Genomic DNA, 12,455 nt, shown 5'->3' on the forward strand with positions numbered 1-12,455 from the left:
TTTATTAGTATATAACTTTCCAATTATCATTCACCGCTACCTTAACTGTTTTTCTTTCGATAATATAATTTGCAATTAGTTCAGCCATATCCATAGGCATATCTTTAAGGACAGGTTTCCCCTTAAACATTAAATAATCACCACCTCCACCGGCTCTGTAATTATTCATTACCACAGCATAGTCCCCCTTCATGTTAAGAGGATTATTTTTATAATTAAGTTTCGTAACTCTAGAATTTATAGGTTTTGAAATATCTATAACATAATCTATTCCTTCCCACATGTCATAATTATAATGTTGACGTTTATGAGAAATACCATCCTTACTTACCTCTATTTCCCCATTAACAATACTAAAATATTTTGCAGTTTTTTCTAGAGCTTCTTTAATATCAGCGCCTTTTAAACTAATTACCTTTAGAGTGTTTGGGTATTTATAATTTGATATGATATCACGCATTGTAACATTATGCTTAAATCCCTTGCAGTGATTATCGAAAATGGCAGTACTAGATATATCAACCTTTGCTGCTTCCATCTGAACATTATTTATAAACTCAGCATAAGCATTATCTTTAAGCCTTGCCTTAAAATGATCATTAATAACCATGTCACCTTCTACATGACCAATAGGAATATCCAGCCACGCTTGTACCTGTGTTTCTATGCTACTTATAGAATCCAAAATACTTTTATCTACTTCAGTTGCATTAGCGTTTATAATTGAAGATTGTTTGTTAGTTATAGACCATTTGCCAGAGCTTTTAACAAGTTCAATGGTTACTTTTCCAATGCACTTACCGTTGTAACCTGGTTGCAAAATTAAAACACCATTTACTGATATATTTTCTATAACTCTATGTTGATGACCTGTTAAAAGCGCATCCATATTTTTTACTTTTTTGCATAATTCGTATCCTTGATTTTCTCCTGTAAGCGATTCTGATGGAACGCCAGTTTTTAAATCTCTTTCAAAACCACCATGATAGGACACTATGTTTATATCCGTAGCCTCTTGTTTTTTCATGATTTCAAGCCATTTGTTTGCACTCTCTACTACATCTTCAAAATTTAGCTCACTAATTGTTTCAGGATTTTCCCAATTAGGAATATACTTAGTGGTTAGTCCTAAAATACCTACTTTTAAACCATTATCAAAAGTTTTAACAATGTATGGCTTCTTAGTAAAGCTTTCCCCCGTAGTTTTTTCAGTTATATTAGCGCATAGCCATTGACATCGCTGGTTTCCAAAATTGTTAGTAAAAATTTTTCGTTAATGCACATATTACACTCTCCCTTACGTTACCAGTTCCTGTACGCAACACTATAATACCTTAATTTAAGTTTTTTGATTACTCGCCGTACCCGTGGACGGTTATAACGTTGAGCCATAATAGGGTATATGTTCATAAATATATTAAAAATTATTAACCATATTGTCTCCTTAAATGAATAAGCAATACATACATATATACTAATGAAAATGATTATAATAGCGATTATAGCATGTCCAAATTCAGATGCCCTAGTCCTGTACTCATAATATTCTAATAGAATTATCGATTTCCTAATAGGAGTCTCTTTTATCCTGCTTTTCTCCCAACCACTTAACACTAGAAATTTCCTAAAAAAATGGACACCCAGGTGTTTGTATATTTTTCCTTCTTTTTCAATGCGATGACTATTGAAAAAAGATGACGTGAGCTCTGGTATCAATAACGTTTGAAATATAGACATCCAAATCATCAGTGTGAAATTTAGTATAATACTATAAGCTGCTGAACTCATCCTCATAAATGGAAATAATATTAATAAGGCCATGACCCCTGTGGTGATAAATACAATAATCCACTTGGGATATGTGTCCTTATTTACTCTGATCATGTTGTATATCGTGTTATTTCAGACATTTTCTTCTCCCCCTAAAGTTAAACAATCTATATATATTATAGTATAAATCTGTATTTTAATAAAGTGCCGCCCACGTGGCAAGTTGAAAAGTATTAATTTTATTTTTACATTAAAATAAATAATATTTACATAGACTTAACATCCTATACATTATATAGTCACATATATATGTTATTATTTAAATATAAATTAGATTAATCATTAAAGCGAAGTCCCCCTTTACTTTAATATAAAAAGCTGTGAATTTAATTCACAGCTTTTCTTTGTTTTATTCAATAATCATAAATTGTAAATTGTTCCTGCGTAATTTACTTCTGAATGTTCTTCAACCTCTTCATAGTCAACATATGCACCTTTAAGTTCAATGACATTTTCATGAATATCAAACCCTTCTATACTTATTGTTTCTATTACATTATTCTCATTAATACATGTAGCCAATGTATAATAATACTCCTCATCTTCGTTATATATAATTGCTGTATTTAAGATTCTAAATGTTGCTTCCCGTCTTATCAGCCTATCTACATCTATAATTCCTCGAATTTCAGTTCTTCTTGTTCCATTATTATTATCTCTATCTTTAAATAAAAAACTCATTGCTCTCACTTCCTCTCTTCTTTTTCAACATATATAATTGAAGGTACTTCTCTCTCTCCTAATTTGCCACAAGGATTATTTATCACTTCATCCTCATAAAATAATGTAGAAGAAGAACCTCCATCTAAATTTGAAGCATTATAAGCCCCAAATTTGTACAATTCGTCTTGTACCTCTCTTAATGTGGCTCCAAAACTATTTAACCGTCTACCGTCAATTACTATAAATATTATCGCTCCGTCTTTCCTTTGTGCAATTGCTGTTCTTGGTGCTATACCCCAACCCCCATCACCAGTAGTTATAGCTTTTATTCCGTTAACTATAAGGGGTGGACCAAAAGATACCGCTTCAGTTACTGAAGCATTTTTCATTTCATTAATGGTGTGGTCGCCAACTAGTAGCTTTCCAGATTTAGTTAATGCTACAACTACCTTTTTCTCATCTTCATCCTCTATATTGTTAAAAATGATTTCTCCACCAGACATTATAATTCCCGCTGGACTTGTTCCTTTTTCTGTGGAAAGTGATTCTGAAGGTTCATTTGAAAATGCGCCACCATTAATCGCAGCGATAGCTCTATTGTTTCTTGCAATTTCGCTAGTAGGCTCACCATATTTATCAGGATTACTGTTATAGCCTACTTTTATCCTAGTTGGGTCACTTATTACTAAAATGTATCCTTTAAATTTTTTGCTTGTTATATCATATCTTTCAATTGTATTATCATTTTTGTGTTCTACCTTTACACCATTTTCATCATCTATGTTATCTTGAGTTATAAATCTTATCTTTTGATCGCTCATAATTTGTTTTATTTTCTCATCAGATATAAAGGATGTTACTAGTTTTTGCAATGTAAATGTAGTCATGGCTGATCCTACTACAATTGTCTTTATATTTTTAAACGGGCCATAATACAATACAAACGGTCCAGTAACTATCGTGAAAATAAGTTCAAATATTATAAATAATAAAATAATTTTACTTTTTTTAGTCTTTGAATATTCTTTTACTTTTAGCATGTCACCCATCCTTTTGCTTTAGCAAAGATTACTACTACGAAATTTTTATTGATTTTCGGATTCATGTTGAGATTCGTATTCCTCTTTAAGATATTTAAACATAGCTGCTGTTTCAATCTTCTTTTGTGGCACATCATTATACGTCATTGCATTAAATCCTATTTTCTCATCATCATATATTTGATATTGAATTTTAACAACTACAAGTGTATCCTCATATAAAACATTGCCACTAATGGTAACGTATTTATTCCCATCTTCAGCAGGATCATATATTTCCCAAACTGTATCTGATATTCCAGAATCAATAAGATCGCCTAATATTACACCATCATCCATAGGAGCCCTTCGTATGGCCGTAACCTCTGGTGATTCTTTGACATTACTAATAACACTCTTTATCTCTTGCTTAGTTGTAATGGCACATCCACTTATGAATAATGGTACAATTACAATCAATATAGCAACGGATATTTGTTTTAATAAAATTATTTTATCCTTCATATTCAGTCCACCTCTAGCATAAATTTTCACATTTGTTTATGTTTATATTTTACCATATTTCTCACTAAAAGCTATAATATCAATCAAAAAAAATAATGGATAGATACTAAGTACCCATCCATTATAAAAATAATAAACTTCATTCTAATCTTATTTACTTTTTACATATATAATTGAAGGTACTGATCTCTCTCCAAGACTATCACAAGGATTGTTTATAACTTCGTCCTTATAAAATAAGGACGAAGAAGAACCCCCATCTAAGTTAGAAGCATTATAAGCCCCGAAATTATACAATTCATCTTGCATCTCTTTGAGTGTTGCCCCTAAACTACCTAACTGTCTACCATCAATAGACATTAGTATTATTGCTCCATCTATCCGTTGTGCAATTGCTGATCTAGGCGCTATCCCCCATCCACCATCACCACTATTTATAGTTTTCTTACCATTAACTATAAGGGCTGGACCAAAAGATACCGCCTGAGTTATTCCATTTTTTTTCATTTCATTAACACTACTTTTACCAACTAGTAATTTCCCTGATTTAGTTAATGCTACTAAATCTACTTTTTCATTATCACTTTTTAAATTACTAAAAATAATTTTACCTTCTGACATTATAATTCCCTCTGGGTTTGCTCCCGTTCCAGAATAAAGGGCTCCAGAAACTCCATCTGAAAAGGCACCACCGTTAATTGCAGCAATTGCATTATTATTTCTTGCAATTTCGCTAGTAAGTTGTCCTTCTTTGCCCAGCATATTGCTATAGCCTACTTTTAACCTTGTTGGGTCATTAATCACTAATATATTCCCTTTAAATCTTTTTCCTGTTATCTCATACCTTTCAATACTAGTGTCATTTTCATTTTCTACTTCTACACCAAAATCTTTATCATCTGGTTTCTGTTGAACTATAGAATCTATCTTTTGTACACTCATAATTTGTTTTATTTGCGCATCCGAAATAAATGATGTTACCATCCATTTTAAAGTACTCGTTGTCATTGCTGCACCAACTACTGTAGTTTTTACATTCTTAAACGGTCCATAATAAACCATAAAAGGGACTGTAATTGTTGTGAAAACAAGTTCAAATGTTATAAATAATAAAACAAGTATGGATATATCTTTCTTAGTTTTCACATTTTTTTTTACTTTTATCATATCTCCCATCCTTTTTATCAATGTTATTTATTTATTATAGCATAGGGATAGGGATATCAATAACATTATTAATTATATTTATAAACTACTTTTTCTCTGTATCCCAGTCCACATAGCTATTGAAGGAATAAAAGAGAAAATTAAAAACACATAGGGATTATTATTCCCCGACTCCTCAAGTAAAAAAATGCAATATCCATTAAACATACAATAATGCTCCCAAAACTCTGAATTTAACAGTCGATTGCTTGGACCTATACTAGCATTACTAATGATTTCAGGTTGTTTTTTATCAAAAATACCACCCCTTAAAAAATATAGAAAAGCATAATTAAGGGCGAGGGTTTCATATTCTATTCTTGTATAAATTGCGATAATTCTGTATTAAACTTTTCATACTCTTCCCAGAATAACCCGTGTCCGCTGTATTCAAACGGTACAAGTTTCGAGTTTTTTATTCCCCTTTTCATAACTTGAGCTAGTTGGAATAGACAAACTTTATCATGAACACCATGCATAATTAATGTTGGCACCTTTATTTCTTCTAAATCAGCAAACAAACACTCATCTCTAAAAGTGACTGCACAATCTGCCGTTGCCCATCCAGCGGCCTCTAATCCTAAATTAAAAAACCAATCTGATAGAGGCTGCGTAGCATACTGAAACAAGAAGATATCTCCAAAATCTCTTAACATTTTTGGCCTATCATTATATGTTTGCTGAATAAGTTTAGTTACATCTTCCTTAGGCAATCCATAAGTAAAATCTGGTCGCATAGTTAAACTAGGTGCAGCTGCACCAAAAAGCGCAAGTTTTGATACTCCATACCCTTTATGGCGAGCCATATACCTAATGGCAATTGCACCTCCCATTGAATGCCCCCCTAGTGTGAAATCACGTAAATTAAGAGCTTCAACTACGTGCCTTAAATCGTCAGATAATGTATTATAGGAATACCCACTTGCAGGCTTATCTGACTTACCAAATCCTCTAGTATCAATCCCAATACATCTATATCCCATTTTAGGGAGCACATTAAACTGATATTCATATGCATCATGACTTAATGGCCAGCCATGCACAAATACAATTGTTTTCTTGCCCTCTGGATTTATATCTTCCACATAAACTTTAACATCTTGTTCTACCTTAATGTAATACTCCATTTCGAAACCTCCGCAAATAAAATTATATCTTGTATTAGCTTATGCCTTTGTCAAAACTTCTGATACACTAAAAAAATAATGGATAGGCAATAATTGCCTATCCATCATACTCTACCATTGCTTCTTTTAGATTCCTTACCCCACCTCTTGGGTCGTCCACATCTCCTACATATCTAGGAATTAAATGTACATGTAAATGGTCTATGGTTTGCCCTGCATAGCTTCCTACATTTATTCCTATATTATATCCCGCTGGTTCATATTGAATATCAAATATTTCTTTAACTTCATGCATTAGTGAGTATATAGCTTTAATCTCTTCTTCTTTTGCATCAAAGAAGTTAGGAAAATGCCTCTTAGGTATAATTAAACAATGGCCATTATTTACTGGGAAATGATCAAGCACTGCAAAGGCGAACTTGTTCTCTGCTAATATTTCTGATTCATCATAGTTACAAAATATACAATCTGACATAATTTTTATCTCCTTTTATTTGTACTTTATAATTCAAGCTACTTTATGGGATTTAAAATTTACTAACTTTCTAAAATATATTAGAATATTATTAGAAATTATACAGTAATTTAATATAAGGTATTTTAATTTGTTTAAGGGGTGTAATTATGAAAACGCCATTAAGAAAAAAGAATTCGTTTCCAATTTGGTCCATAATCCTCATTGTTATATTGTTAGTACTAGTATACATGATTTTTACTATTTTCTCTAATTTTGAAACACCACTAACCAAAGCTCAATATATTGAACAAGGCACCCAATATGCTACCCTAACAAATGGGAATAATTTAGTATCCTATTCTAATACATTTTTAGGAATGCCATATTTATGGGGTGGTACATCTCCCGCAATGTTCGATACCACTGGGAAGTATTTAAGTGGTGGATTTGATTGTTCGGGATTTGTACAATATATTTATAAAAACTTTAACATAAATTTGCCTAGAACAACTATGGAACAGATAAATGAAGGTACCTCTGTTAATATAAATAATCTTGAAAATGGTGATCTAGTTTTTTTTAAGACAAACCCAGTTGTACCCTCTGAAATATCTCATGTTGGAATATATATTGGGAATAATAAGTTTATACATTCCCCTAAAGATTCCGATGTCATAAAAACATCTGAGTTAACTGGCTATTACAAAGATAATTTTGTCATAGGAAAAAGGTTGCTAAAATGATTACTGTACAATTATTATAGTATATATTTATATATTTATATATTTATTTATTTAACACATCCTTCACAACCTATTCATTATATTGTCATATTTCTATGTTATTATTTAAATATAGATAAGATAATCATTAAAGCAAAGTCCCCCTTTACTTTAATAATATAAGAAGCTGTGAATTATAATTCACAGCTTCTTCTTTCTTTTTCAGTAGTATACAACAGTTTCCTACTGTTTTAATTACTCGTAAATTGATGTTTAATTAATTAAATATTTTAAATATATTATCTACTGTATGATCTACTTGAGCTACTGCTTGAACCACTTTTTGAATCACTTTTCGAACTACTTCTTGAACTACTACTTGACCAGCTGCTTGGACTTATATCTGAAATACTTAAATTGCTATATGATTCGCTGTAATTACTATAGGATTCACTATTATACTCATCTTTCACTCTATAGTTTCTATGACCTTTACATGATTCATTTTTTAAATGATACATAAAGGCACCTCCCTTATTTTATATTTTATTTGAACTTATATTAAGTTAAGATCTTAACTTAATATATATTATGCTTAAGCCACCTATTTTGTTAGTTATTATTATTGATGATCCAAAAATATTTCCTCTATAAACTTCTCAAAGTTTTCCTTTTGTGAATATTTGTTACCCTCATATATATCTGTTGCAGTTAATATGGTGTTATATTTTTTAGAGTTTAAGGAAGTCATTTTTTTATATTCATCTTCTTCACATAAATCCCTTAAAGTCTCACCTATCTCTAAAAGACTTCCATAGTGTTTTCCGTTTGAAAATCCTCTTATTTTAGATGGATCATAATTTCTATTCCCAAAGAATAATGATTTAGCCAGCCAGCCTCTCCCAGCTCTACCGTCTCTTGTAGTTTTAGTTAAAACAAAGTTTATATATGGTGTAAATTCTACAAAATTACTCCTTTGTGTCTTTATACCAGCTATTGGATACCATAGCCCCTTTATTTTTCCGCTATTTGTTCCTGAAGATCTATAAAAAGCTAGGGTTACTGTTTCCATGACACCATTAAACATAATACTTACATCTATTAAACCTATCATCCTAAAAGGATCTAAAGTGTAGACATTTGCCCTAAAGGTTTTAGGATACATTTTATATATGCTAACTGAATTTTGCATTACACATTCCTCTTTCCATTAGAAGTGAAATATTTCTTTAATTCTTCTAAGTCTTTTCTAATTTCATAAAGATTCTTATACTCACCATCAAGTCCCATAAGCTTCTTTAAAAAATGTCTTTCCTCCTCTGTTAAATCAAGTTCTTCATACCACGGCTTTTCTTCTTCTAAATTTGCATCAACATAAGATGAATAATATAAATGAATTAAAAAATCAGAAAAAAACCAATAATCTACTTCCTTTGTATATCTTTTATTATCCATAAATCTTGCCAATCCAAAGTCAATTAATACCAATTCTTTATTTCCATTTATAATTACATTAGAAGCTCTAATATCTCGGTGTACAATATTTTCATTATGCAACTCTTTTATCAAATCTAAAAGCTTATCAGCAATTTCATAAATATCCTCTTTTGTAAATTCATATTGGGTCTTGGATAATATTTGATGAAAGGTATTTCCCTCCATATACTCTAATATATAGCCTTCTCTATATTCATCTTCAAATCTCGAAATGAATTTAGGAAAACCAGAATAATTTTCTAAATTTCTTAATATCTTTTCTTCATAAAACAATTTCTTTCTAGTATTTTCTAGTTCTTCTACCTTTAATTGTTTTATTACACATTTTTCACTTTTATCATTTACTCCTAAATATACAATACCATAACGGCCTTCACCTAAAAATTTCTCAATAACATATTTATCTAGAACTTCTCCTTTGTCGAAATACTTGTCCATATTCCTATCACCTAAATTTTTTTTACCATAATCAATTTACATATGGCATAATATATACTATTCACTTACAACCGAAAATGTTAGATAAAAACGCAAATAATTGTTAATAATTATATGCATAAACGGATAGGCACATTTAATGCGCCTATCCGTTTATTCCATTTGGTTCATAACATAATTTTAATAAAATGTGCTTTTTTATAATCATAGTTTTTTTTATAAGTCGCATTAAGTTGATTAAATGTATGCTGCGATATCCGTGGTTCTCTATTACCATAAACTTCTACAAATGAAGTTACTATTGTAGAATGAAAAATAACATTATTATAATTTTCGTAAAATATTAAATCCCCAATTTCAAGCTCTCTTATATCTTCTACTTCTCGTCCTTTAATTCTACCTATATTTTGGTTTACTTTTAAATACCAGTATAGAGAATGAGCAACAGCCCAGCAGACTGAAGCTTTACCAGATTTCATGTCATACCAAAAGGGTCTATATTTATTATAATCCATGGGTGCTCCACCTGCTTTTAAACACTGAGAGATAAAGTTTGTACAGTCTCCACCACCCTCATCTAAAGATTTATAATACTTGTATTCGCTGTTTGGTACAAGCGCATAATTTATAGCATAATTTGCAGCTGATATTCTATTATATTTATTTGGCATAACACTACTCCTTAAAAATTTTCTCCATTTTTCACTATAAAAACAGATATTTTCTTTAATATTTACAATTTCTACACATTTTATTCATTATATTGTAACATTTTTATGTTATTGTTTAATTATAGAATAATTAATTATTAAAGCAAAGTCCCCCTTTACTTTAATATAAAAGCTGTGAAGTAACTCTTCACAGCTTTTCTTTTGTTTATTAACGCATTATAAATAAATGTGGTTCTTTTAAATAATCCTGAACAATTCTAAGTGCTTCACCAAACCTTTGATAATGAACAACTTCTCTTTCACGTAGAAACTTTAAAGGCTCTATTACATCTGGGTCATCAGCCATATTAATTAGATATTCATAGGTAGCCCTTGCCTTCTGTTCTGCGGCTAAATTCTCAGTAAGATCTACAATTGGATCTCCTTTAGACTGAAAACCTGCAGCTGAAAATGGAACGCCTGATGCGTCTACAGGGTATATCCCTCTACCATGGTCAGCATAGTAACCACTCATTCCGCCTTTTTTAATTTCCTCAAGAGTTGCACATTTCATTAACTGCCTAACCATAGTACCAACCATTTCTAAATGAGCCAATTCTTCCGTACCTATATCATTACAAGTTGCAATAGCTTGAGGCGTAATCATAGAAAATCGCTGACTTAAGTATCTTAATGATGCACCTAACTCCCCATCTGGTCCACCATATTGAGTAATTATAATTTTTGCCATTTCTGGATTAGGGGTTTTAATTTTTACCGGATATTCTAAATACTTATCAAATGTCCACATAACTTAAATATCCTCCTTTTCGAACCTAAAATTAGCATCATAATCCCAAGGCCATGGTTCATCTATCCATTGCCATGGATAAGGACTTAAGGAGTCATGTTGAGATAACATCCCGTAACTCTTCTCATAATTTTCTTTTAGTCCTCTCAATTGCATAACATAACGATTATACTCTACAATAGCATCCCGCTCCATTGGATGAGTATTAAGAAACAATCCTAAATCCTCCAACATAAAATGTGTAACACTAATCTGTTTCAACATTTCCATTCCATTCATTTCCTTTTTCATTAGATTCGCTCCTTATTACTTGTTTCCATATGACATGGTCTACTTTTTTTATTCTCACCAATGTAGGGACTGTAGAGTTCTGGGAAAGCAGTTCCTCTCATGAGTGCGTCAACTGGTGTAAAAAGAGCACATATATTTTGAAATGGGACATATGCAGCAGCTAATCTAACATTTTCAATTACTGTTTCTTGTGGTATGCAATTATTCATTGAGTTGTTATCGGGTAACTTTTTTTTCGTTTCATCCTTTTTCAATTTATACCTCCATAAAATATTTGTTACATAATATAATATGCAAGCTTGAAAAAAGGTGATTGTAATTTATTATTCTAATTCTAAAAGCAGATTATAAAGAATATAAAAAGACCACTTTAAAGCAATTAAGCTTTTCATGGTCTTTTTACTTGAGTATTACATTTATATTATATGAATAATGTATATTTCAACTATAGTATCTCAAAAAATATTATTCCTTATTTCTAATATATTTAAGACTTATACTTGGATTACTAGTTTTTGTTGATCTAATTTCAAATTGATTTAGAGATGCTACAAAAGGTGTAAGCTTTGTATACCCGTAATTTCTAGTATCGAAATCTGGATACCTTTTGTTAAGTGTGCTTCCGAGTTCCCCTAAAAATGCCCACCCATCTTCATCTGATATTTCAGTTATTATAGTTTTAATAGCTTCCGCTAATTTATGTGAACTTGTCATGCTAATTTTTGAATCTTCTTGAATATGTGCCCCTTTTGCACTAGTTGTTTCATTATGTTTTGTGGCCATTGAAGCTAATACTTCAAGATATTTAAATTGCTCACAAGCTGCGATGAAAGGTGTAGGAGTTTTTCTTTCTCCCATTCCAACAACATACATACCAGCTTCTCTTAGCCTCGCTGCAAGTTTAGTAAAATCACTGTCACTAGACACAATACAAAACCCATCCACATTATTAGAATATAGTATATCCATGGCATCAATTATAAGGGCTGCATCCGTTGAATTTTTGCCGGTAGTATAGCTATATTGCTGTATTGGACTAATAGAATAATTAAGTAACACGCTCTTCCATGATGATAATTGAGGTTTAGTCCAATCTCCATATATTCTTTTATATGTAGGCGTTCCATGATTCGAAATCTCATCAATTATATATTTTATATATTTATCAGAAACATTGTCAGCATCAATAAGTACTGCAATTTTTTTATCCTTCTCCATC

17 protein-coding genes are annotated in these 12,455 nt (G+C 31.0%); 1 reads left to right on the forward strand and 16 read right to left on the reverse strand.

What is annotated here, in order from left to right:
- Positions 1-4 precede the first annotated feature (4 nt).
- From ACREWB_RS20165 to ACREWB_RS20200, 8 genes are all read right to left on the reverse strand, one after another.
- Entirely contained in the window at positions 5-1,027 is a 1,023-nt protein-coding gene (locus tag ACREWB_RS20165) for a bifunctional metallophosphatase/5'-nucleotidase (RefSeq protein ID WP_431549251.1), read from the reverse strand.
- A gap of 275 nt (positions 1,028-1,302) precedes the next feature.
- On the reverse strand, positions 1,303-1,884 hold the full coding sequence (locus ACREWB_RS20170) for a glycosyl-4,4'-diaponeurosporenoate acyltransferase CrtO family protein (RefSeq protein ID WP_431549252.1): 582 nt from the start codon (positions 1,882-1,884) through the stop codon (positions 1,303-1,305).
- Between the two features lie 306 nt (positions 1,885-2,190).
- A complete protein-coding gene (locus ACREWB_RS20175; RefSeq protein ID WP_431549253.1) occupies positions 2,191-2,511 on the reverse strand; it encodes a hypothetical protein in 321 nt (106 codons plus the stop codon).
- A 5-nt stretch (positions 2,512-2,516) separates the two neighbouring features.
- Positions 2,517-3,533 carry a phosphodiester glycosidase family protein gene (locus ACREWB_RS20180; protein ID WP_431549254.1) on the reverse strand — a complete coding sequence of 339 codons (1,017 nt, stop codon included), beginning with the start codon at positions 3,531-3,533 and terminating at the stop codon, positions 2,517-2,519.
- 45 nt (positions 3,534-3,578) lie between these two features.
- Positions 3,579-4,037 carry a hypothetical protein gene (locus ACREWB_RS20185; RefSeq protein ID WP_431549255.1) on the reverse strand — a complete coding sequence of 153 codons (459 nt, stop codon included), beginning with the start codon at positions 4,035-4,037 and terminating at the stop codon, positions 3,579-3,581.
- A gap of 150 nt (positions 4,038-4,187) precedes the next feature.
- Positions 4,188-5,204 (reverse strand): phosphodiester glycosidase family protein, encoded by a 1,017-nt coding sequence (locus ACREWB_RS20190; protein WP_431549256.1) that lies wholly within the window; start codon positions 5,202-5,204, stop codon positions 4,188-4,190.
- A gap of 353 nt (positions 5,205-5,557) precedes the next feature.
- Entirely contained in the window at positions 5,558-6,370 is an 813-nt protein-coding gene (locus ACREWB_RS20195; RefSeq protein WP_431549257.1) for an alpha/beta fold hydrolase, read from the reverse strand.
- Positions 6,371-6,467: 97 nt separating this feature from the next.
- Positions 6,468-6,845, reverse strand: coding sequence for an HIT family protein (locus ACREWB_RS20200; RefSeq protein ID WP_431549258.1), 378 nt, complete (start codon positions 6,843-6,845; stop codon positions 6,468-6,470).
- 149 nt (positions 6,846-6,994) lie between these two features.
- On the opposite strand from ACREWB_RS20200, the gene ACREWB_RS20205 reads away from it, so the two are divergent.
- Positions 6,995-7,570 carry a C40 family peptidase gene (locus tag ACREWB_RS20205; RefSeq protein WP_431549259.1) on the forward strand — a complete coding sequence of 192 codons (576 nt, stop codon included), beginning with the start codon at positions 6,995-6,997 and terminating at the stop codon, positions 7,568-7,570.
- A 278-nt stretch (positions 7,571-7,848) separates the two neighbouring features.
- Here the strand turns inward: ACREWB_RS20205 and ACREWB_RS20210 are convergent, their stop codons facing one another.
- From ACREWB_RS20210 to ACREWB_RS20245, 8 genes are all read right to left on the reverse strand, one after another.
- The gene (locus ACREWB_RS20210) at positions 7,849-8,070 is read right to left on the reverse strand and encodes a hypothetical protein (RefSeq protein ID WP_431549260.1); all 222 of its coding nucleotides are present in this window, start codon (positions 8,068-8,070) and stop codon (positions 7,849-7,851) included.
- A 101-nt stretch (positions 8,071-8,171) separates the two neighbouring features.
- On the reverse strand, positions 8,172-8,741 hold the full coding sequence (locus ACREWB_RS20215; RefSeq protein WP_431549261.1) for a hypothetical protein: 570 nt from the start codon (positions 8,739-8,741) through the stop codon (positions 8,172-8,174).
- Positions 8,741-9,484, reverse strand: a complete 744-nt coding sequence (locus tag ACREWB_RS20220) for a serine/threonine protein kinase (RefSeq protein WP_431549262.1) — start codon at positions 9,482-9,484, stop codon at positions 8,741-8,743. Before ACREWB_RS20220 ends, ACREWB_RS20215 begins: the two co-directional genes overlap by 1 nt.
- A gap of 167 nt (positions 9,485-9,651) precedes the next feature.
- Complete coding sequence (locus ACREWB_RS20225) at positions 9,652-10,155, reverse strand: amidase domain-containing protein (RefSeq protein WP_431549263.1); 504 nt, start codon at positions 10,153-10,155, stop codon at positions 9,652-9,654.
- A gap of 208 nt (positions 10,156-10,363) precedes the next feature.
- Positions 10,364-10,945: a manganese catalase family protein gene (locus ACREWB_RS20230; RefSeq protein WP_431549264.1), complete on the reverse strand. Its 582-nt coding sequence runs from the start codon at positions 10,943-10,945 to the stop codon at positions 10,364-10,366.
- 3 nt (positions 10,946-10,948) lie between these two features.
- On the reverse strand, positions 10,949-11,236 hold the full coding sequence (locus tag ACREWB_RS20235) for a spore coat protein CotJB (RefSeq protein WP_431549265.1): 288 nt from the start codon (positions 11,234-11,236) through the stop codon (positions 10,949-10,951).
- Positions 11,236-11,490, reverse strand: a complete 255-nt coding sequence (locus ACREWB_RS20240) for a spore coat associated protein CotJA (RefSeq protein WP_431549266.1) — start codon at positions 11,488-11,490, stop codon at positions 11,236-11,238. Before ACREWB_RS20240 ends, ACREWB_RS20235 begins: the two co-directional genes overlap by 1 nt.
- A 211-nt stretch (positions 11,491-11,701) precedes the next feature.
- Positions 11,702-12,454 carry an NYN domain-containing protein gene (locus tag ACREWB_RS20245; RefSeq protein WP_431549267.1) on the reverse strand — a complete coding sequence of 251 codons (753 nt, stop codon included), beginning with the start codon at positions 12,452-12,454 and terminating at the stop codon, positions 11,702-11,704.
- Position 12,455: the final 1 nt, after the last annotated feature.

Origin of the sequence: Clostridium sp., assembly GCF_050717635.1 — a bacterium.
Classification (GTDB): Bacteria; Bacillota; Clostridia; order Clostridiales; family Clostridiaceae; genus Clostridium_AD.

Bases quoted from the DNA above. Each gene is read 5' to 3' on its own strand.
- ACREWB_RS20165 (WP_431549251.1), bottom strand. From the start codon at position 1,027: ATGAAAAAACAAGAGGCTACGGATATAAACATAGTGTCCTATCATGGT.
- ACREWB_RS20170 (WP_431549252.1), bottom strand. From the start codon at position 1,884: ATGATCAGAGTAAATAAGGACACATATCCCAAGTGGATTATTGTATTT.
- ACREWB_RS20175 (WP_431549253.1), bottom strand. From the start codon at position 2,511: ATGAGTTTTTTATTTAAAGATAGAGATAATAATAATGGAACAAGAAGA.
- ACREWB_RS20180 (WP_431549254.1), bottom strand. From the start codon at position 3,533: ATGCTAAAAGTAAAAGAATATTCAAAGACTAAAAAAAGTAAAATTATT.
- ACREWB_RS20185 (WP_431549255.1), bottom strand. From the start codon at position 4,037: ATGAAGGATAAAATAATTTTATTAAAACAAATATCCGTTGCTATATTG.
- ACREWB_RS20190 (WP_431549256.1), bottom strand. From the start codon at position 5,204: ATGATAAAAGTAAAAAAAAATGTGAAAACTAAGAAAGATATATCCATA.
- ACREWB_RS20195 (WP_431549257.1), bottom strand. From the start codon at position 6,370: ATGGAGTATTACATTAAGGTAGAACAAGATGTTAAAGTTTATGTGGAA.
- ACREWB_RS20200 (WP_431549258.1), bottom strand. From the start codon at position 6,845: ATGTCAGATTGTATATTTTGTAACTATGATGAATCAGAAATATTAGCA.
- ACREWB_RS20205 (WP_431549259.1), top strand. From the start codon at position 6,995: ATGAAAACGCCATTAAGAAAAAAGAATTCGTTTCCAATTTGGTCCATA.
- ACREWB_RS20210 (WP_431549260.1), bottom strand. From the start codon at position 8,070: ATGTATCATTTAAAAAATGAATCATGTAAAGGTCATAGAAACTATAGA.
- ACREWB_RS20215 (WP_431549261.1), bottom strand. From the start codon at position 8,741: ATGCAAAATTCAGTTAGCATATATAAAATGTATCCTAAAACCTTTAGG.
- ACREWB_RS20220 (WP_431549262.1), bottom strand. From the start codon at position 9,484: ATGGACAAGTATTTCGACAAAGGAGAAGTTCTAGATAAATATGTTATT.
- ACREWB_RS20225 (WP_431549263.1), bottom strand. From the start codon at position 10,155: ATGCCAAATAAATATAATAGAATATCAGCTGCAAATTATGCTATAAAT.
- ACREWB_RS20230 (WP_431549264.1), bottom strand. From the start codon at position 10,945: ATGTGGACATTTGATAAGTATTTAGAATATCCGGTAAAAATTAAAACC.
- ACREWB_RS20235 (WP_431549265.1), bottom strand. From the start codon at position 11,236: ATGAAAAAGGAAATGAATGGAATGGAAATGTTGAAACAGATTAGTGTT.
- ACREWB_RS20245 (WP_431549267.1), bottom strand. From the start codon at position 12,454: ATGGAGAAGGATAAAAAAATTGCAGTACTTATTGATGCTGACAATGTT.